This is a genomic window from Synechococcus sp. 1G10 (genome assembly GCF_002252625.1).
Lineage (GTDB): Bacteria > Cyanobacteriota > Cyanobacteriia > PCC-6307 > Cyanobiaceae > Regnicoccus_A.
Genome location: NZ_NQKW01000010.1, coordinates 47,078 through 66,794, shown reverse-complemented (window position 1 = coordinate 66,794; position 19,717 = coordinate 47,078). Strand labels below are relative to the sequence as shown.

The following is a 19,717-nucleotide window of genomic DNA, read 5'->3' as shown; positions in this document are numbered from 1 at the left end:
GCCGGCAGCCGGCCCGATGACTCAGCCACCGAAGAGCACCTGGGTGAGGACCACATCCACCAGGCTCACAGTCACCAGGATCATCACCACGGCGCCGGTGGTGCTGGTGCCCACCTCCTTGGGGCCGCCCCGGGTGGTGAGGCCCCAGCCACAGGCGATCACCGCGATCTGCAGACCGAACACCACGGCCTTGACCAGCATCGAGGGCAGGTCGGAAGGCTCCATCCAGGTGCGCACGGAATTCCAGAACACTGAGGGTGGAATCGAATAGAGGAAGGTGCTGCTCACCTGACCCGACCAGATCCCCACCACGAAGAACAGCAGGCACTGCACCGGCGCCATCACCACCAGCGCCAGCACGCGGGGCACCACCAGGTATTCCACCGGATCGGTGCGCAGCATCGTGATCGCGTCGATCTGCTCGGTCACTTTCATCGTGCCCAGCTGGGCGGCATAGGCCGTGGCCACCTTTCCGGTGAGCAGGGTGGCCGTGAGCAGCGGAGCGATCTCCCGGGCCAGCCCCAGGGCCAGGATGCCGCCGACGGAGAAACCGGCACCCTGGCGGGTGAGCTCCGCGGCTACCTGGATGTTGAATACCGTTCCGCCGGCCACGGCAGCGATCAACACGATCAGGAAGCTGCCGGGACCGGCTTCGAGCATCTGCTCGAACAGGTCGTTGAGGTTGATGCGGCCCTTGGCCAGGGCGGAGATCACCTGCCCGCCGATCAGGCAGCTGCTGCCGAGCCGCTGGATGTAGCGGGGAAGCCTCATGGTTGCAGTGCAGGACGCCGCCGCCGCCGCTCCGGCCAGCGCCGCATCACCACCAGACCCATAACGATCAGCACGACCGGGATGATGCCCATGCACAGCCGGATCGTCAGCAGGGCCGAGTCGGGCTGGAGCAGCCCCTTGGCGGCCTTGTACCCGCTGAAGCTGAGGACGTTGCCAAGCGCGAAGACGGCCACGCCGATGCCCAGCTTCTGGGTGATCACCATCCAGGCGGTGTAGAGGCCGGCGGGTTTGTCGGGATCGGCATCGATGGCATCAGGCAGCAGGGCCCAGGGGATCAGATAGGCGGTGGCGGCGCCGAGGCCCACCAGCATGATCGTGACCACCAGCAATGAGAGATTCAGCAGGTTTCCGGCTGAGCCGGTGGGGGAGATGTCCGGATTGAGCGGCACCAGCACCATCGCCGCCATGCAGCCCACTACCCAGAGCCCCACGCCCCAGCGCAGGGCATGGACCCTGCCGTGCCAGTAGGCCACCCAGCTCCAGAGCTGCAGGCCCGCCAGGGCACTGAGCTGGAAGGGAATCAGAATCCAGGTGCTCCAGCTCTCTGGTATGCGCATCACCACCGTTAGGAAGATCAGCGACACCGGTTGCATCAGTTGCAGTGCGCACCAGAGCAGCAGGTAGAGCCCCAGCACCCGCAGGAAGCGACCGTTGTGGCTGATCCGCCTCAGCTGCTTGCCGAGAGGTTCGGGATGGCCGCTGGGGCGCTGGCAGTGGCGGGCGAAGGGGGCCAGTCCCCAGGCGCAGACCAGGCTGGTTATGGCGATCAGCGTGCCGGAGATCAGGCCCATGCGCTGGTACCCCTCGGCGCCGCCGCTCACCAGCAGGGCTCCCAGCACCAGCCCGCTCAGGCCGGCGATGATCGAGCCGGTGAAGCGCAGGGCGTTGAGCCGGGTGCGCAGGGGCGTGTCCGTGGTGAGCTCGCAGGCCAGAGCCGAGTAAGGCAGGTTGACGCAGGTGTAGAGCCCCATCGCCACCAGCTGGATCAGCACGAAGATGGTGAACTTCTGCCAGTCGCTGCCGGGGGGCACCCACCACAGCGCCGCCATGCTCAGCCCGAGCGGCACGGCACTGAAGGCGATCCAGGGAATGCGCGGCCCCCAGCGGCTCTTGGTGTGGTCGCTGAGGAAGCCGACGATCGGGTCGTTGATGCCGTCCCAGACCTTGATCACCATCAGCACCAGGCCGGCCATCCAGGCCGGGAGGCCCGCCACACCGGTGTAGAAGACGAACAGGTAGAACCCGAGCAGGGTGGCGGCCATGCCGGTGCCGGCGTCACCGAGGCTGTAGGACCAGAGCATGCGACGGCGGGCCGCGCCGCTGAGGCTGGAGGCATCTCTCACCGGTGTGGACGCCTGGGGGCTCAGCGTGGTCTCGGGAGAGGTCAAGAAGGGCTGTCCCAGGCGCAGGTCATAATGCTGCAGGCAAGCGTTCGCCGCGGTCGTAGGGCCAGGCTGGGCGCCCACCGACGGTACGCTTGTACTGGTGCGGGCGTAGTTTAGTGGTAAAACCTCAGCCTTCCAAGCTGATGATGCGGGTTCGATTCCCGCCGCCCGCTTATTTCTTCAAAGCCCCGTCGCCTCGATCAGGTGGGGAGCCACCAGAAGCATGAGGCTGCGGCCCTGCAAAGCTGCTGTCTCGGCGTTCAAGGGCTGGGGCGACACCAGCAGTTCCTCGCCAGCGATCTGGCCGGTGTCGATCAGCCGTAGCCAGCCCTCGCTGGGCTCCGGAAGTTTGAAGGTCATCGGCTGGTAGTAAGCATTCATGCCGCACCAGAGCAGGGGGCCGTGACGCAGGTCGTGCAGGCTCCAGGCCAGGCTGTGGGACCAGCTGCCCCAGTCGGGTTGCAGCAGCTCCAACCCGTGCCACTCGCGCCAGATCAGATCCCGCTCGCCCGGCCTGGACGGGGGGGTGTCGGCATGGGGGCTCTCAGGATTCAGCAGGCCTTCGAGGCGGCGGCGCAGGCCTACCAGCCGGCTCACGAACTGATGAAGGGCCTGGTCGTCATCGTCGGGGCGCCAGTGCATCCAGCCCAGGGGATTGTTCTGGCACCAGGTGTTGTTGTTGCCCCCCTGACTGCGGCGCACTTCATCGCCCATCAGCAGCATCGGCACCCCGGGCGCCAGCAGCAGGGTGCCCAGCAGGTTGCGGATCTGGCGGTTGCGCAGCTCGCTGATCTGCGGATCGCTGCAGGGCCCCTCCACCCCGTGGTTCCAGCTGTTGTTGTGGTTGTCGCCGTCGCGGTTGTCCTCGCCGTTAGCCAGGTTGTGCTTGACGCCGTAGCTGACCAGATCGGCGAGGGTGAAGCCGTCGTGGGCGGTGATGAAGGTGATGCTGCGGCCAGCCTTTGCCGGCTTGCCGCCATAGAGATCGGGGCTTCCTGATAGCCGCTGGGCCATCGACCAGCAGAGGCTGTCGTCCCCTTTCCAGAAGCGGCGCACGTCGTCGCGGAAGCGGCCGTTCCAGGTGCCCATGCGGCGCGCCGGAAAATCATGGAGCCGGTAGAGACCGCCGCAATCCCAGGGTTCGCTCACCAGCTTGAGGTCGCTCAGCTCAGGGTCGGCCTCGATCTCCTCGAACAGCGGCGGCTGGTCGAGTGGGGCCAGCTCCTCGCCACGGCTGAGGGCGATGCCGAGATCGAAGCGGAAGCCGTCGATGCCCAGCTCCAGGGCCCAGCAGCGCATCGACTCCAGCAGCAGCCTCCTCACCAGGGGGCGGTTGGCGGCGATGGTGTTGCCGCAGCCGGTGACGTCCTGGTAGTCGCCACGGCTGTTCTGGTGGTAATAAAGGTGGTCGGCCAGGCCGCGCCAGCTCAGGGTCGGCCCGTCCTGGTTGCCTTCGCTGGTGTGGTTGTAGACCACATCGAGCAGCACCTCCATTCCGGCCTGGTGGCAGGCGGTGACCAGCTGCCGCACTTGCTGGCGCCCCGCCAGCGGGTCGTCGCCCACCAGATAGCCCTGGTGGGGAGCCATCCAGCTCAGGGGGCTGTAGCCCCAGTAGTTCTGTCGCCCGTGGGGGGCGTCCTGGGGATCGAAGGCCATCACCGGCAGCAGCTCCAGCGCGGTGACACCCAGGCTGCGCAGATAGGGCAGGGCGTCGATCACGCCCAGCAGGCTGCCCTGGTGCTCGGCTGCAACGGGGCTGCCCTGGCCCCGGCTGAGCCCGCCCACGTGCAGCTCGTAGATCACCGTGGTCTGCCAGCTGTGGCGGGGCCTCGGCGCGGCCACGAAATCGAAGCGATCCCGCTCCGTGACCACTCCCTTCAAGCAGCTGGCCGTGTTTGGGATGGCGCCGATGGCATCACGGCGGCGGTAGACATCCCAGCCGCTGATCGCCCTGGCGCAGGGATCAAGCAGCACCTTGGAGGGGGTGAAGCCGTGTCCCCCGGGCATCAATGGCCCATATACCCGGTAGCCGTAGCAGGTGCCCTCGCCGATGCCCTCCACTTCCACATGCCAGTGGTCGCCGGAGCGATGGCGCGCATCCAGCGGAATGATCCGGAAGGGTTCAGGCGAGCTGCCGCGGGCGAACAGCAGGAGCTCCACCCTGGTGGCTGCTGGTGCCACCAGGGAGAAATTCACTCCCCGGGCGGTGATCGCTGCCCCGAGGGGCCAGGGATGTCCGAGCTGGATCGAAGACAAGGACTCGGGTCACCCGTCGCTACAAGCTAGTGCTGTGCGGGGCGTTGGCCCTCGGGAGGCTCGATGCCGGTTGAGGAGAGTGGCGAGACGACCATGGAGGCTGGGCGACCGCCCACGCCCGTGCTCCCCGGACTGTGGGTGTTCGCCCCCAACCGCGACAGCATGGGAGGGACCTCCTGGCTGCTGGCGCCCCGGGATCAGGCGCCGCTGCTGATCGATATGCCGGCCTACACCGCCGCCAATCTCGCCGCTCTGCGGGGTGCCGGTGGCGGCATGATCCTGCTCACCAGCCGGGAGGGCCATGGGCGTTGCCGCCGCTGGCAGGAGGCGCTGGGCTGGCCGGTGCGGGTGCAGGAGCAGGAGGCCTATCTCCTGCCCGGCGTGGCGGAGCTGGCCCCGTTCGGCGATGAACTTGATCTGGGTGGGGGCCTGCGGGCGCTCTGGACACCGGGGCCGACCCCAGGGGCCTGCGTGGTCCATGCGGCCGGGGAACTCGACGTGCTCTTCTGCGGGCGCCTGCTGGTGCCGACCGCGCGGGGGGAGGCCCGTCCGCTGCGCACGACCCGCACTTTTCACTGGGACCGGCAGCGGCGCAGCCTCAAAGCCCTGCACCGCTGGCTGCCGCCCGGTTCTCCCCGCTGGATCGCCAGCGGAGCGGGTCTGGGGGCACTGCAAGGGGAGAAGCTGATCGACGGCGGCCGCGGTCTGCTCGATGACCTGGTGGATGGTTTCCAGGATGGTCTGCTCGATCCTCCCTGAGGCTTCGGTGGGCGGCCCATGGAGTCAGGATCGGGCGGGATCGGGGCCGATTCGGCTCCAAACCATTGTTCAGCAGGGGTTTTTGGTTGCCCGAACCGCCCTTCCCCCATACGATTGGCGCGCTGTACCGTTCCGGCGCCGGCGAGAGGGTGTTTTTCCGCTCCGTCCAGCTCCCGCATTCTCCTGAAGGTTTTCGCCTCCGATGAACAAAGCTGATCTCGTCAACCTCGTTGCGGTTCGCACCGAACTGACCAAGACCGAAGTATCTAAGGTCGTCGACGCCGCGATCGAGACGATCGTGGATTCCGTTGTTGAAGGGAAGAAGGTCTCGATCCTGGGCTTCGGCTCCTTCGAGCCCCGCGAGCGCTCCGCCCGTCAGGGCCTCAATCCCAAGACCGGCGAAAAAATCAAGATCCCGGCCAAGCGGGTACCTGCCTTCACTGCCGGTAAGCAGTTCAAGGACAAGGTCCAGAGCTGAGCCCTGGGGCTTCCCCTCCCCGCCCAGCTGGAGCGGCTGATCGAGTCGGCCGATCGACGTCGGCTCGAGGGGCCCACGGGGCGATTCGCCCCCTCCCCGAGCGGCCCGCTCCATCTGGGCAATCTGCGCACAGCTCTGCTGGCCTGGCTGCAGGCACGCCTCAGCAACGGGCGTTTTCTGTTGCGCCACGACGATCTCGATGGCCCGCGTCAGCGGCCGGGGGCCATCGAGGCCATCGAGGCAGACCTGGTCTGGCTGGGCCTCAGCTGGGATGGCCCGTCCCTGCGCCAGAGCGAGCGCAGGGGCCTGTACGGCTCGGTGCTCTCGGCGTTGCGCCGCGGCGGGGCCCTCTATCCCTGCCGCTGCAGCCGCCGGATGCTGGCGGATCTCTCAGCTCCCCACGGCGGCTGGCCGCTCTATCCGGGGACCTGCCGTGATCAGGCCATGGGCTGGGGGCCCCAGCAGGGGCGGCTGCCCAGCTGGCGGCTGAGGCTCGAGCCTGGGACCTTGCGTTGGCGTGAGGAGATCGGTCCGGAGGGCTGCCTGGACGCTGCCACCGAGGTGGGCGATGTGGTGCTGCGCCGCGCCGATGGTTTGCTCGCCTACCACCTGACCTCAGCCGTGGACGACCTGTTGCTGGCGGTGACCACCGTGGTGCGAGGAGCCGACCTCTGGCGCTCAACGGCACCGCAGCTGGCGGTGAGCGAGCGGTTGGGGCGACCGTTTGCTGATACCTGGCATGTGCCCCTCTGGCTGGATGAGGCTGGGGAGCGGCTGGCCAAGCGGCAGGATGCCATTGGGCTTGAACCCTTGCGGCAGGCGGGACTGGATGCGGCTGCGGTGATCGGCCGGATGGCGGCCAGCCTGGATCTGGTGCCCGCCGGCAGCCGCCTGAGCGCGACGGAGCTGCTGCAGGATCTGGATCTGTCGCGCCTTAAGACTCAGTTGCGACGATGGAGTTGAGCCCCGGGATCTCTTAAGGAAGGTTTCGGGATCAAGGTCTGCCTTTCGGTTCAGACTTCAAGACGAACCCCTGGAGCATCTCCACGTGTCCAGCTCCAGCACCGAACGATTGATAAGTCAGTACCGCTCGACCCGTGATGGAGAGTCATCTCGGGTTGTGGTGTCGTTCCCCAGCGCCCTTGAAACAGATCCTGAGCTCTCAACTTCTTCTAGATATCCCCACGTTCTCACCCATCCAGCTCGTTTGTCGCCATCGGTGAGGGGCTCAGCACAGATGGGTCTGAAGCGCTGCAGCCACTGCGGAGGCAGCGGTGTTCTGCGCATGGGTTCCAACAGCTTCCGCACCTGCCTTGAATGCCTCGGCCAGGGCAGCCTTGTTGATCATGGGGCTGCCCGCCGCGACATCAGCGCTGCTTGAGCTTTTTCTGGCGCCAGATGAAGAAGGCCGCCGTGGCCACCACCACCCCCAGCGGCAAGGCGGTCAACAGCAGCAGGATCACGGAGGTCCAGTCGGTGTACATGACTGCATCAAGGGAACAGATCCCATCATCCCTGCCCCCAGGTGCCCTGGCCCTCAGCAGATGCGCGGCAGCAGTTCGCCGCTCAGTGGCACCAGCACCCGCTCACTGCCGAAGCGAGTGCGCAGCAGGACCCGAGCGGCATTAGCCCGGACCTCCCCGATCAAAGCTCCACCGAGAGGTTCCAGGATCTGCAGGGTCGCCGCGGCTGACCGTTCAGGCACCACCGCCACCAACCGTCCCTCGTTGGCCAGATGCAGGGGCTCGAAGCCAAGCAGCTCGCAGGTGCGGGCCACCGGCGGCGCCACTGGGATCGCCTCCTCCTCAACCAGGAACTCCAGTCTGCTCGCGCCGGATAGTTCTGCGAGGGCGCTGGCCAGCCCGCCCCGGGTGAGATCCCTCAGACAGTGAAGCTGCACCCCCGCCGTCAGCAGGGACTCCACCACGGGCCACAGCGGCGCACAGTCGCTGGCCAGGGGGGGGTGCAGATCCAGGCCATGGCGGGCCGCCAGGATCGCCACGCCGTGGCGACCGAGATCGCCGCTGACGAAGATCTGATCGCCCGGCTCGATCGCCAGCGGATCGATGGCCAGGTCGGTCGCCAGCAGGCCGATGCCGCTGGTGTTGATGAACACCCCGTCACCCTTGCCCCTCTCCACCACCTTCGTGTCGCCCGTCACGATCGTGACGCCGCACTGCCGCGCCGTGTTCGCCAGTGACACGACCAGGCGCCGGAGAACGGCCAGCTCCAGCCCCTCCTCCAGGATCAGTCCCACGCTGAGGTGAAGGGGGCGGGCGCCGGCCATGGCGAGGTCGTTGGCGGTCCCGGTGACAGCAAGGCTGCCGATGTCTCCTCCGGGGAATTCCAGGGGCTGCACCACATAACTGTCGGTCGTGAAGGCCAGATCGCCATGGGGCAGCTTCAGGCGAGCCGCGTCGTGGAGCACCTGGGTGGGATCGCTGTAGAGGGGGCGCAGCTCCTGGTCGATCAGCTGCTGCATCAGCGTGCCGCCGCCGCCATGGGCCAGCCGGATCCGCGCTCCGGCCGTCGCTTCAGTCATGGCGGCGGTAGAGGTGGTAAGCGGCGCAGGCTCCCTCGCTCGACACCATCGGCGCCCCCAGAGGATGCTCGGGTGTGCAGGAAGTGCCGAACGCCGGACAATCCCGCGGACTGCGTCGGCCCTGCAGGATCAGGCCGCTGATGCAGGGGTTGCCGGGATCGCCGGCTGTGCTGCCGCCCAGGGAGACGTGGCGCCGGACATCGAGGCTGGCGTAGGCCTCGCGCAGGGCAAGCCCGCCGCCAGGGATCATCCCGAAGCCACGCCAGGGCTGATCCACCACAGCGAACACCTCTTCAAGCAGCGCCCGTGCCGCCGGATTGCCCTCCGGCTTCACCACCCTTGGATAGGCATTCGCCAGCTGGGGTTGTCCGGCCTCGAGGAGCTCCACACAGCGCAGCAGGCCACGCATCAGATCGATCGGCTCAAAACCCGTCACCACCACCGGCACACGATGCCGTTGCACCAGCTCGTTCAGTTCACCGGTGCCCATCACGGTGCAGACGTGCCCCGCCGCCAGGAAGCCCTGCACCTGGTTGCCATCGGCGCTGAGGATCGCCTCCATCGCCGGGGGCACTCGCACATGGGCCGTGAGCAGCAAAAGGTTCCGCACCCCGCTGCGCAGGGCCTGGCGGGCGAGCAGGGCGGTGGCCGGAGCGGTGGTCTCGAAGCCCACCGCAAGAAAGACCACGGTGCGCTGGGGATTGCTGCGCGCCAGCTCCAGCGCCTGCAGGGGCGAGGTGAGCAGGCGCACGTCGCCGCCGGCCGCCCGCACCCCCAGCAGGTCGTCGCTGCCGCTGCCGGGAACCCGCAGCATGTCGCCATAGGAGCAGAGGATCACCTCCGGCCGCCGGGCCAGTTGCAGGGCGGCATCGATCGTGGCCGCCGGTGTCACGCACACCGGACAGCCGGGGCCATGGATGAGGCGCAGACCGGGAGGCAGCAGCTGGTCGAGACCCCAGCGCACGATGGCGTGGGTCTGGCCACCGCAGACCTCCATCAGGGTCCAGGGTCTGGTGGTGATGGCGGCCAGCCGGGTCGCCAGCCCATTCACCCCGCCGGTCATGGCAGCGGAGCCGTGGTGATCAGCTCCCCGTCGGGCCGGTCGGCCTCGCCAATGGGGTGGAAGGTCTGGATGGCGCGCATGTATTGAGCACGCTCGTATTCGCTTGGATCAGGACAGCGTTGCTGGCTCATGCAGCCGATCAGCTCCCGCGCCGTGGCGTGGTCGTGATCCGCCAGCCACTGGCTCAGCTCGGCTTCGATCACGGCTAGACGCTGGGGGCCATGGCGCAGCAGGGCTGCCACGATCTGGGTCACGCAGGCTCCGGCCATCAGCAGACGCACCACGTCGGTTCCTCTCTGGACGCCGCTGGTGGCCGCCAGGTCGAGGGGATGGCGGCCGTGCAGCAGGGCGATCCAGCGCAGCGGCAGGCGCAGGTCGTGGGGGGTGGAGAGCAGCAGGTTGGGGCGGACCTCGAGCGTCTCGATGTCGATGTCCGGCTGGTAGAAGCGGTTGAAGAGCACAAGACCATCCGCCCCGGCAGCCGCAAGCCGCCGTGCCATGGCGCTGAAGTTGGTGAAGAAGGGACTGAGCTTCACCGCCAGGGGCAGCTTCACCTCGGCCCGCACTTCAGCCACCACCTCCTCCACCTGGTTCTCGATCGCGGCGCTGGAGAGGTCCGGATCGGTGGGGATCGCATAGAGATTCAGTTCGATGGCCTGGGCACCGGCGTCCTCCAGCTGGCGGGCGCAACGCACCCAGCTGCCGGGACTGGTGCCGTTCAGGCTGGCGATCACCGGAATCGACAGACGTTCACGGGCTTCGCTGACGTGGTTGAGATAGAGCTCGTATCCCACATGGAACAGGGCCTGCTCCGGTACGTAGCTGAGAGCTTCGCCGTAGCTCTCGGCGCCCTGCATCCCCATCTGATGCAGATCGAGCTGGTCGCGCTCGATCTGCTCCTCGAAGAGCGAATGAAGCACCACGGCGGCGGCCCCCGCCTGCTCCAGTGCCACCAGCTGGTCGATGTCCTCACTCAGGGGTGCCGCGGCGCCCACCACCAGGGGAGAGCGCAGCTCCAGGCCGAGGTAAGTGGTGGACAGATCGGGGCTCATGGCTTCGCCCTCCCTGCTTCGGTCGTGGTTGGGCCGCAGTCCTGGGAGGCCAGGGCCCGGTAGAGGGCCCAGCGACGATCGAGCTCAAGCTGGGCCTGTCGCTCCAGCTGACGGGCCAGCTTGGGCTGGCTGAACTTGAGCATGCGGAAGCGGTTTTCCTCCGCCATCGTCTCGGCCAGCGGGCGGCTCGGGGCCCGTGAATCCAGCTGGAGAGGATTCTCGCCCCGTTCCGCCCGCCGGGGGTCGTAGCGATAGAGAAGCCAGCGCCCCGAATCGACCGCCGCCTGCTGATGGGCCATGCCCCTGGCCATCGTGATGCCGTGGGCAATGCAGTGGGAATAGGCAATGATCAAGGAAGGTCCGGGATAGCTCTCGGCTTCCAGAAACGCCCTCACCGTGTGTTCGTCGCGTGCGCCCATGGCCACGCTGGCCACGTACACGGTTCCGTAGGTCATCGCCATCAGCCCGAGATCCTTCTTGGGTGCGGCCTTCCCCGCAGCCGCGAACTTCGCCACCGCAGCCCGTGGCGTGGCCTTGGAGGCCTGGCCTCCGGTGTTGGAGTAAACCTCCGTGTCGAGCACAAGGGCGTTGACGTCGCGGCCGCTGGCGAGCACATGATCGAGCCCGCCGAAGCCGATGTCGTAGGCCCAGCCGTCGCCGCCCACCAGCCACACACTCCGCTTCACCAGCGCGTCGGCCACGCTCAGCAGACGGGCCGCCGGCGAGCCTGACGCCGCTTCCTGCTCCTGCAGCAGGGTCTTGAGCTGGGCGACCCGCTGGCGCTGGGCAAAGATGCCGGCCTCATCGCTCTGGTCGGCGCCGAGGATGGCCTCCACCAGCTTCACCGGCAGTGCCAGCAGGGACAGCAGTTCGTCCGCCATCTGCCGCTGCTGATCCACCGCCACCCGCATGCCGAAGCCGAATTCGGCGTTGTCCTCGAAGAGGGAGTTGCTCCAGGACGGCCCTCTCCCCTCCGCATTGGTGGTCCAGGGGGTCGTGGGCAGGTTGCCTCCGTAGATCGAAGAGCAGCCCGTGGCGTTGGCGATCATCATCCGATCACCGAACAGCTGGGTAGCGAGCTTGAGATAGGGGGTCTCGCCGCAGCCCCCGCAGGCTCCGGAGAACTCGAACAGCGGTTGCTGCAGTTGCTGCTGGCCGATCTTGCGCAGATTCAGAGCGGCGCGCGGGGCCTCCGGCAGGCTGAGGAAGAAGTCCCAGTGCCCCCGGGCCTGCTCCCGCAGGGGCCGCTGTGGAGCCATGTTGATGGCCTTGCGTTTCGGCTCGGTGCGATCCCGCGCCGGGCACACTTCCACGCAGAGGGCGCAGCCGGTGCAGTCTTCAGCCCCCACCTGAATAGTGAAGGACTGCCCCTCGAAGTCGTGGTCGCGGGCCGGGGCGCGGCGGAAACCCTCGGGCGCGGTGGCGAGTGCGTCCGGCTCCACCACCTTGGCGCGAATCACGGCGTGGGGGCAGACCATCACGCACTTGCCGCACTGCACGCAGAGATCGTCCTCCCAGACCGGGATCGACTCGGCGATGTTGCGCTTCTCCCACTGGGACGTGCCCACCGGGAAGGTGCCATCACAGGGCAGGGCACTCACCGGCAGCTCGTCGCCACGGCGCTCCAGCATCGGCACGATGACGTCTCGCACGAAGGCCGGCGAACCTGCCAGACGTTCGCTCCCGGATCCGACCTCCACTCCGCCCTCTGCCAGTACCACCGGAAGGTGGGCGTAGGCCAGCTCCTCCAGGTGGTCGAGGCTCGCATCGAGGGCCCTGAGGTTCATGGCCACGACCGCCTCCCCCTTGCGGCCATAGGTCTTGACGATCGCGGTACGGATGCGCTCGATCGCCTCCTCCCGCGGCAGCACCCCACTCACCGCGAAGAAACAGGCCTGCATCACGGTGTTGATGTGGAAGCCCATGCCCGCCTCCATGGCCACCTGGCTGGCGTTGATGATCCAGACCTTCAGCTGCTTCGCCCGGATCGTGGTGCGCATCGCCTCCGGCAGCCGCCGCCAGCTCTCTTCGGCCGGATAGGGACTGTTGAGCAGCAGGATGCCGCCGGTCTCGAGGCCGGCCAGGAGGTCGAAGCGGCCCAGGAAATCCCATTGATGGCAGGCCACCAGGGTGGGGCGCTGGATCAGGTAGGTGGAGCGGATCGGCCGGGGGCCGAAGCGCAGGTGCGACACCGTCACCGACCCCGACTTCTTGGAGTCGTAGACGAAGTACCCCTGGGCGTGGAGGTCGGTGCTCTCGCCGATGATCTTGATCGTGCTCTTGTTGGCGCCCACGGTGCCGTCGGAGCCGAGGCCGTAGAACACGGCACGAACTTCTCCCGGCGCTTCGGTGACGAAGTCGTTCTCCCAGGGCAGGGAGCGGTGGGTGAGGTCGTCGTGGATTCCCACCGTGAAGTGGTTGAGCGGATCCTCCCCGCAGAGGTGGTCGAAGACCGCCTTCACCATCGCCGGTGTGAATTCTTTCGAGGAAAGTCCGTAGCGGCCACCCACCACCCTGGGCAGCGGTGCGCCGCCGCCGTGCTGCCGCTCCCATTCCTCGGCCACCGCCGCCACGACGTCGAGGTAGAGAGGCTCTCCCCCCGCTCCTGGCTCCTTGCAGCGGTCGAGCACCGCGATGGCCCGGGTGCTGGCCGGCAGCGCCTGGATCATGAGTGCATTGCTGAAGGGGCGGTAAAGGCGCACCTTCAGCACTCCCACCTTCTCCCCGTTGGCCTGCAGGGCCTCGGCGGTCTCAACCGCCGTCTCGCAACCGGAGCCCATCAGCACCAGCACCCGCTCGGCGTCGGTCGGCCCGACGTAGTCATAGGGGGCGTAGGAGCGGCCGGTGAGGGCGGCGAACGCGTCCATCGCTTCGGCCACCACGGCCGGTGCCGCGTCGTAGAAGCCGTTCACCGTCTCCCGCGCCTGGAAGTAGACGTCGGGGTTCTGGGCCGTGCCGCGCAGCACCGGGTGATCGGGACTGAGGGCCCGTTGGCGGTGGGCGGCGATCGCCTGCTCGGGAATCAGCTGCCGCAGCACCTCGTCCTCGATCGCCTCCACCTTCTGGATCTCGTGGGAGGTGCGGAAGCCGTCGAACATGTGCAGGAACGGCAGCCGTGAATGGAGGCTGGCTCTGGTGGCGATGGCGGCCAGGTCTCCCGCTTCCTGAACGTTGTTGGCGCAGAGGATGGCGCAGCCGGTTCCCCGCACCGCCATCACGTCGGAGTGGTCGCCGAAGATCGAGAGTCCCTGGGCGGCGAGGGAACGGGCCGCCACGTGCAGCACTGCTGGCGTCAGTTCCCCGGCCAGCTTGTAGAGGTTGGGGATCATCAGCAGCAATCCCTGCGACGCCGTGAAGGTCGTGGTGAGACTGCCGGCCTGCAGGGCCCCGTGCACCGTGCCGGCCGCCCCCGCTTCGCTCTGCAGTTCCACGATCTCGGGCACCGTTCCCCAGAGGTTGGGGCGGCCTTCTGATCTCCAGGCATCGGCCCATTCCCCCATCGGCGACGCCGGCGTGATCGGGTAGAGGGCGATCACCTCGTTGAGGCGATAGGAGACCCGGGCGGTGGCCTCGTTGCCGTCGATCGTGAGGGTGCTCATGCCTCTTCCTCCTCGACCAGGCTCAGCGCCATCCCCACGTGCACCAGCACCTGATCGCCCACCTGGGCGTCCGGGAGGCAGGCCAGGCTCACCTGCTGGCGAACGCCGCCGAAGTCGACATCGGCCATGCGCCAGATGTCGTCGTTGCAGTCGCCTTGGCCGCTTTGCTCAGGCGCCGATTGCGGTGGCCGGCTCGTGATCGAGAGGATGAGACCGGGAACGGCCAGGCACATGGAGCGGACTCTGGGATGGAAGGTCTTCCCTCTGGTTTATAGGCAGGCTGCAACGAACCGCCCAGACCTGGCCGAGGGCCAGTCCGCCGTCGTTTGCGGGCACCCTCTCGCCCCAGAAGGGGGTGAGACCGCCGGCCCGAAGGGCACCGATGGCGCCTTCGAGCAGGATCCGGTTCTGAAAGCACCCGCCTGCCAGGACCACCCTGGCCGCTCCTGTGTGCCGGGATGCCGACACGGCCAGCGCCTGGATGGCCTGGCTCAGGCCGTTGTGGAATCTGGCGGCGCAGACCGAGGTGGGGACTCCTGCGTTCCGGTCGGCCAGCAACGCCTCGATCAGTGGCTGCCAGTCGAGCCGGCCCATCGCCGGCAGTCCGTCCTTTCCCTTGGCGGCCGCCATCCTGAGCGGCAACGGATAGGCCCCGGCATCAGCAGGGGCCTGCGCTGCGGCCCCCTCCAGCAGCAGGCCTCCCTGGCCTTCGTGGCTGAGCACCTGAGCGAGACCCAGCAGCGAGGCCACCGCATCGAACAGTCGTCCGACGCTGGAGGTCAGCGGGCTGTTGCAGCGACTGGCGATCGCCTGCAGGAGGAGGTGTCGTTCGTCCTGGGAGAAAGCAGCCAGCGTGTGGCGGGCGCCCGGATGGTGGAGCACGGCGGATCCGGCCGCGGCCAGCAGGCCCAGGGCGGCGCGACGCGGTTCGGCCATGGCGCGCTCGGCCCCCGGTAGTGGAAATGGGCGCAGGCTGGCCAGTCGGCGCCAGCCGTCGCCATCGATCTGCAGCAGTTCCCCGCCCCAGAGGGGCGCCACGGGGTCGCGGCCGTAGCCCAGTCCGTCGAAGCAGAAGGCCAGCACAGGAGCGGCTAGCCGGTGCTCCGCCATCACCGCCAGGGCGTGGGCGAGGTGGTGGGGCACCTCACGGTGTTCAAACGGCTGGGTGGCGGCCAGTTGATGGCTGAGATAGCCCGGATGGGCGTCGCTGACGAGCAGGGCGCCGCCACCTCCATGGCGTTCCAGCAGCTCCGCGACCCCCTCCACCAGCCGTTGCTGGCACGGCCCCTCGGCCAGGTCGCCGAGGTGGGGGGCCAGCCAGACCCGGCCCCCGATCGCTAGGGCAGGAGCACTTTTCAGATCGCCGCCGAGCGCCACCACCACTTGCTGCGCCAACTCCGAGCTGGTGGCTTCGGCGCCAGGCCCGCTCGGCAGGGGCAGGGCCTCGGGTGCCAGGCCCCGCGCCCGGCGGATCAGGGCCGGTCTGCCGTCGATCACCTGCAGCACCGAGTCATCGAGGGGGCGGGCGATCGGGCGGTTGTGGCAGAGCCAGGCATCGGCGATTCCCGCCAGGCGTTCGAGCGCTTCGGCCGGATCGGTGCAGAGCGTTTCGCCGCTGCGGTTGCCGCTGGTGGCCACCAGCGGCCGGCCGAAGGCGCGGATCAGCAGGTGGTGCAGGGGCGAGGCCGACAGCATCACCCCCAGGGCCGGACTGCCTGGGGCGACACCGGGGAAGGACTCCGCCTCCGCCACTGGCGCTCGCCGCCGCAGGAGCACGATCGGCGCGGCGGGATGCTGCAGGGCCTCCAGTTCGTCGGCATCGAGCAGGCAGTGGGCTGAGATCCAGGCGGGATCGCCGACCAGCAGTGCGAAGGGCTTGGCGGGTCGCTGCTTGCGTCGCCGCAACCGGGCCACGGCAGCGGCATTGCCGGCGTCGACCAGCAGCTGGAAGCCGCCGATCCCCTGCAGGGCCACGATCCGGCCGTCGCCGAGCAGTTCGCAGGCGCGCTGGATCAGGGTCGCGCTGTCCTCTCTTCGCGGACTCCTTGAGGTTGGGGGCTGGGCTGCCTGCGCCCCGATCCGCAGGCTCAGACGGGGGCCGCAGGCGGGACAGCCGATCGTTTCGGCGTGGAAGCGGCGGTTGTGGGGATCGTTGAAGTCGTCTGTACAGCTCGGGCACAGCACGAAGCTGGCCAGGCTGGTGTGGGCGCGGGCGAACGGCTCGGCGGTGGCAATGCTGAAACGAGGTCCGCAGCTGCAGCAGCTGATGAAGGGGTAGCCGAAGCGGTGATCGGCAGGGTTGCTGAGCTCCGCCAGGCAGGCTGCGCAGGGCGCCCGATCGGCCGCCAGCGATGGCGCCACCAAGCCGATGCCCAAAGGGGTGGCGGCGCCTGCGGTGATCCGCACCGTCGCGGCAGGGGTGATGGCTGTGGCTGGCAACCAGCACGGCTCCAGCGGCTCCAGTTGTGCCGGCGGGGGGACCTCGCGGGGCAGCCGCTCCAGGAAAGACTCCAGCCGATCCCGCTCGCCCTCCAGATCGATGCGCACCGAACCGCGTACGTTCTCCACCTCACCGGCCAGCTCCAGAGCCATGGCCAGTCGGTGGACGAAAGGACGGAAGCCGACCCCCTGCACGATCCCGCTGCAGCGCAGCTGAAGCCGTGCCCTTGGCTTCACAGGGGCGACAGGATCGGAAGTCCCAGTACGGCCAGAAGCTCGCCCATGCCGGCCCCCGACTTGGCCGACACCTCCACCACCCGTGCCCGGGGCGCCACCTGGGCGATGTGGCGCAGAGCCTGGCTGCGCTCGAAGCCCACGGCGGCACTGAGGTCGATCTTGCTGATCACCACCACGTCGGCGGCATGAAAGGTGGCCGGATATTTCAGGGGTTTGTCCTCCCCTTCCGTCACCGAAAGCATCACCACCCGCAGGCTCTCGCCCAGGTCGTAGGCCGAGGGGCAGACCAGATTGCCCACGTTCTCGATCACCAGCAGATCCAGCGCGGCCAGATCGATGCCGTCCGATTCGAGCGTCGCCAGGGCTTTTTGCACCATCCCCGCTTCCAGGTGGCAGGCCTGGCCGGTGGTGATCTGAATAGCCCGCAGTCCCGCGTTCTGCAGGCGTCTGGCATCGTTGTCGGTCGCCAGATCACCGACCACCGCCGCGATCCGATGGCTGGCGCCCCAGTCGCGGGCCATGCGCTCCAGCAGAGCGGTCTTGCCCGAACCCGGCGACGACAGCAGATTGATCACCGGCACGCCCGCTGCTTTGAAGCGCGATCGGTTGGCCGCGGCCTGGGTGTCATTGCGGCTCAGCAGATCCTGTCCCAGTTCCAGATGGGTGTGGGCGTGCGTGTGGGCATGGGTGGGGACGCCACAGTTGCAGTCGATGCACATCGGCGGCGGACTCCCCAGGCGGCGGACGGTGAAGGGCTCGCAGCGATACAGAGCCTGATCAGACGCTAGTCAGCGCATGCAGGAGCTGCCATTCACTGAGGAAGTGCCATCGCGGTGCGACCTCATGACTGAAGCGGATCGTCGTCGCAGTCGAGATCCAGCGAGGCGAGCTGCAGCTCCCGACCCTGAACCAGGTCGCGGCTGATCGCGCCGCAGTCAGGACATTCACAGACCCCGTCATGGGCCGGGAACGTCTGCTGGCAGACGTCGCAGAAAGCGTGGGCCTGGACGTCTTCGATCACCAGGGCGGCCCCCTCCCCAAGCGTTCCCGCCATGACCACGTCGAAGGCGAAACGAAGTGCGTCGGGCTCCACGCCCGCCAGGCTGCCGATCCGCAGGGTGATGGTGCTGATGCGGCGGGCGTGATGCTCCCCCGCCTGCTCGAGAGCGAGATCACGCACCGCTTCCATCAGGCTCAGTTCATGCAAGGGAGTGGTCCAGCCAGGTGCGGAGCAGGCGCCGGGCCTCGGGCAGCAGGGCTGCCTGGGAGGCACTCATCGCCGTTCCATGGGGAAACGCGAAGGCCGGCACCAGCAGGATCGTGGCTGCAGGCCGGCTGCCGAACAGCAGGTCGGCCAGCGCCACCAGGGCGCCCGGCTCCAGGTGATGGCTGCTGCTGCCAGGCCCCGTGGCTGCGGAGGCCAGCGGACACAGCTGCGGTCGGGCAGCCTCCGCTGGGTCCGCCGCGGCAGCCAGCCAGGCATCGATGAACAGCACGCCGCTGCGGTCAACCAGGTCGGCGGCCAGCTCCGGCGTGAGCTGATGCACCATCGCGACGGTCAGATCGGAGTGTTCAACCAGATCGGAATGATCAGCCAGCGATTCCGCCAGGTGCCAGCCCACGCCATCGTCGCCGCGGAGGGGGTTGCCTATGCCGATCACCAGCCTGCTCAACGCCGGCGTTCGGCCAGGATCTGCCCGTCGGCGGCCAGGAGCTGCAGGTGCAGGGGCATCTGCCCCGCCGCATGGGTTGAGCAGGAGAGGCAGGGGTCGAAGCAGCGGATGCCCGCCTCGACCCGATTGAGCATCGCCTCGGGAATCTCGGTGCCGGCCGGCACCGGATCAGGGATGTACTCCCTGGCGATCTGGTGGACGGTCTTGTTCATCGCCAGATTGTTCTGGCCGGTGGCAATGATCAGGTTGACCCGGGTCAGCAGGCCGTCGTCGTTCACCTGGTAGTGGTGAAAGAGGGTGCCGCGCGGCGCCTCACTCACCCCCACCGCCTCGTTGCGGTTGAGGCTGGCGCGGGACCGGACCCGGCTCTTTCTGCACTCCGGATCATTCACCAGCTGCTCGATCGCTTCGAGGCAGGCCACGATCTCCACCAACCGGGCATGGTGATAGGCGAAGGAGCTGGTTGCCACCCGGCCGCTGCGGTCGCGCAACTCCTCGAGTTCCCTGTCGGCCCAGGGGGTGCCGATCGAATCGCAGACATTGAGCCGGGCCAGGGGGCCCACCCGGTAGATCCCATCCGGGTATCCCAGGGGTTTGTAGTAGGGGAACTTGAGGTAGCTCCAGGGTTCCACCGCTTCCCCCAGAAAGGAGGCGTAGTCGTCCTCGCTGAGGCCATCCGCCACGATCGTGCCGTCCGGAGCGCGGAAGCGGAGCATCCCATCGATGTGTTCCCAGCTGCCATCGGGGGTGACCAGACCCATGAACAGGCTGGGGAAATCACCGAACACCCGCTGCTCCTTCCGCAACGGGCCATCCAGGAGGGTCTTGTAGAGACCGAGCGCCAGGGTGATGGTGGCCTTCGCTTCGGGGAGGCGATCCAGGATCCAGTCCCTCGCTTCAACACTGAGGGGCGTGCGCACGCCGCCGGGAACCGCCCAGGCGGCGTGGATCTTGCGGCCGCCGAGCAGTTCCAGGATCTGCTGGCCGAACTGCCGCAGGCGGATGCCGGCCCGGGCCAGATTGGGATCGGCCGCCATCAGACCGAAGACATTGCGCTTCGCCGGATCGCTCTCCCAGCCCAGCAGGAAGTCGGGGCTGCTGAGATGGAAGAAGGAGAGGGCGTGGCTCTGGGTGAGCTGAGCCAAGTTGAGCAGGCGCCGCAGCTTGTCGGCGGCCGGGGGAATCTCCACCGCCAGGAGCTTGTCGCCGGTCTTGGCGGCGCAGAGCAGGTGGCTCACCGGGCAGATGCCGCAGATGCGGGCGGTGATGCCCGCCATCTCGGTGAACGGGCGGCCCTCGCAGAACTTCTCGAAGCCGCGATATTCCACCACGTGGAAGCGGGTGTCGATCAGGTGGCCGGCGGCATCGAGGTGGAGGGTGATCTTGGCGTGCCCTTCGATGCGGGTGACCGGATCGATGACGACGGTGCGGGTCATGGCAGC

At 68.0% G+C, this 19,717-nt stretch carries 16 protein-coding genes and 1 tRNA gene; 4 read left to right on the top strand and 13 right to left on the bottom strand.

From position 1 onward, the window contains the following. Positions 1–21 precede the first annotated feature (21 nt). Positions 22–771, bottom strand: a complete 750-nt coding sequence (locus tag CJZ82_RS10700) for an ABC transporter permease (RefSeq protein WP_094555766.1) — start codon at positions 769–771, stop codon at positions 22–24. Beyond that, complete coding sequence (locus tag CJZ82_RS10695; protein ID WP_094555793.1) at positions 768–2,180, bottom strand: MFS transporter; 1,413 nt, start codon at positions 2,178–2,180, stop codon at positions 768–770. Before CJZ82_RS10695 ends, CJZ82_RS10700 begins: the two co-directional genes overlap by 4 nt. A gap of 99 nt (positions 2,181–2,279) precedes the next feature. Here CJZ82_RS10695 and CJZ82_RS10690 point away from each other — a divergent pair. Next, positions 2,280–2,350 (top strand) — tRNA-Gly (locus CJZ82_RS10690). Positions 2,351–2,357: 7 nt separating this feature from the next. Here the strand turns inward: CJZ82_RS10690 and CJZ82_RS10685 are convergent. Next, positions 2,358–4,433 (bottom strand): glycogen-debranching protein, encoded by a 2,076-nt coding sequence (locus CJZ82_RS10685; protein WP_094555765.1) that lies wholly within the window; start codon positions 4,431–4,433, stop codon positions 2,358–2,360. Positions 4,434–4,496: 63 nt separating this feature from the next. Between CJZ82_RS10685 and CJZ82_RS10680 the strand changes: the two genes are divergently transcribed. The 3 genes from CJZ82_RS10680 to gluQRS all read left to right on the top strand — a co-directional run bounded on the left by CJZ82_RS10680 (position 4,497) and on the right by gluQRS (position 6,633). After that, positions 4,497–5,192: an MBL fold metallo-hydrolase gene (locus CJZ82_RS10680; protein ID WP_233130194.1), complete on the top strand. Its 696-nt coding sequence runs from the start codon at positions 4,497–4,499 to the stop codon at positions 5,190–5,192. A gap of 202 nt (positions 5,193–5,394) precedes the next feature. Further along, positions 5,395–5,670: an HU family DNA-binding protein gene (locus tag CJZ82_RS10675; RefSeq protein WP_094555763.1), complete on the top strand. Its 276-nt coding sequence runs from the start codon at positions 5,395–5,397 to the stop codon at positions 5,668–5,670. A 3-nt stretch (positions 5,671–5,673) separates the two neighbouring features. Then, the gene (gene gluQRS / locus CJZ82_RS10670; RefSeq protein WP_369820047.1) at positions 5,674–6,633 is read left to right on the top strand and encodes a tRNA glutamyl-Q(34) synthetase GluQRS; all 960 of its coding nucleotides are present in this window, start codon (positions 5,674–5,676) and stop codon (positions 6,631–6,633) included. Positions 6,634–7,207: 574 nt separating this feature from the next. Here the strand turns inward: gluQRS and hypE are convergent. The 10 genes from hypE to CJZ82_RS10620 form a co-directional block, all read right to left on the bottom strand. Then, positions 7,208–8,212 (bottom strand): hydrogenase expression/formation protein HypE, encoded by a 1,005-nt coding sequence (hypE, locus tag CJZ82_RS10665; RefSeq protein ID WP_094555761.1) that lies wholly within the window; start codon positions 8,210–8,212, stop codon positions 7,208–7,210. After that, positions 8,205–9,275, bottom strand: a complete 1,071-nt coding sequence (hypD, locus tag CJZ82_RS10660) for a hydrogenase formation protein HypD (protein ID WP_094555760.1) — start codon at positions 9,273–9,275, stop codon at positions 8,205–8,207. The genes hypE and hypD overlap by 8 nt, the downstream gene beginning before the upstream one ends. Further along, the gene (locus tag CJZ82_RS10655) at positions 9,272–10,327 is read right to left on the bottom strand and encodes a dihydroorotate dehydrogenase-like protein (protein WP_094555759.1); all 1,056 of its coding nucleotides are present in this window, start codon (positions 10,325–10,327) and stop codon (positions 9,272–9,274) included. Before CJZ82_RS10655 ends, hypD begins: the two co-directional genes overlap by 4 nt. Beyond that, a complete protein-coding gene (gene nifJ, locus CJZ82_RS10650; protein ID WP_094555758.1) occupies positions 10,324–13,926 on the bottom strand; it encodes a pyruvate:ferredoxin (flavodoxin) oxidoreductase in 3,603 nt (1,200 codons plus the stop codon). The genes CJZ82_RS10655 and nifJ overlap by 4 nt, the downstream gene beginning before the upstream one ends. Beyond that, positions 13,923–14,159 (bottom strand): HypC/HybG/HupF family hydrogenase formation chaperone, encoded by a 237-nt coding sequence (locus CJZ82_RS10645; protein ID WP_094555757.1) that lies wholly within the window; start codon positions 14,157–14,159, stop codon positions 13,923–13,925. The genes nifJ and CJZ82_RS10645 overlap by 4 nt, the downstream gene beginning before the upstream one ends. After that, positions 14,095–16,602, bottom strand: coding sequence for a carbamoyltransferase HypF (hypF, locus tag CJZ82_RS10640; RefSeq protein ID WP_094555756.1), 2,508 nt, complete (start codon positions 16,600–16,602; stop codon positions 14,095–14,097). The genes CJZ82_RS10645 and hypF overlap by 65 nt, the downstream gene beginning before the upstream one ends. Next, complete coding sequence (hypB, locus tag CJZ82_RS10635) at positions 16,599–17,321, bottom strand: hydrogenase nickel incorporation protein HypB (protein WP_094555755.1); 723 nt, start codon at positions 17,319–17,321, stop codon at positions 16,599–16,601. The genes hypF and hypB overlap by 4 nt, the downstream gene beginning before the upstream one ends. 122 nt (positions 17,322–17,443) lie before the next feature. Next, complete coding sequence (gene hypA, locus CJZ82_RS10630; RefSeq protein ID WP_094555754.1) at positions 17,444–17,809, bottom strand: hydrogenase maturation nickel metallochaperone HypA; 366 nt, start codon at positions 17,807–17,809, stop codon at positions 17,444–17,446. Further along, on the bottom strand, positions 17,802–18,275 hold the full coding sequence (locus tag CJZ82_RS10625; protein WP_158218554.1) for a hydrogenase maturation protease: 474 nt from the start codon (positions 18,273–18,275) through the stop codon (positions 17,802–17,804). Before CJZ82_RS10625 ends, hypA begins: the two co-directional genes overlap by 8 nt. Beyond that, positions 18,272–19,711 (bottom strand): Ni/Fe hydrogenase subunit alpha, encoded by a 1,440-nt coding sequence (locus CJZ82_RS10620; RefSeq protein ID WP_094555752.1) that lies wholly within the window; start codon positions 19,709–19,711, stop codon positions 18,272–18,274. Before CJZ82_RS10620 ends, CJZ82_RS10625 begins: the two co-directional genes overlap by 4 nt. Between the last annotated feature and the right edge of the window lie 6 nt (positions 19,712–19,717).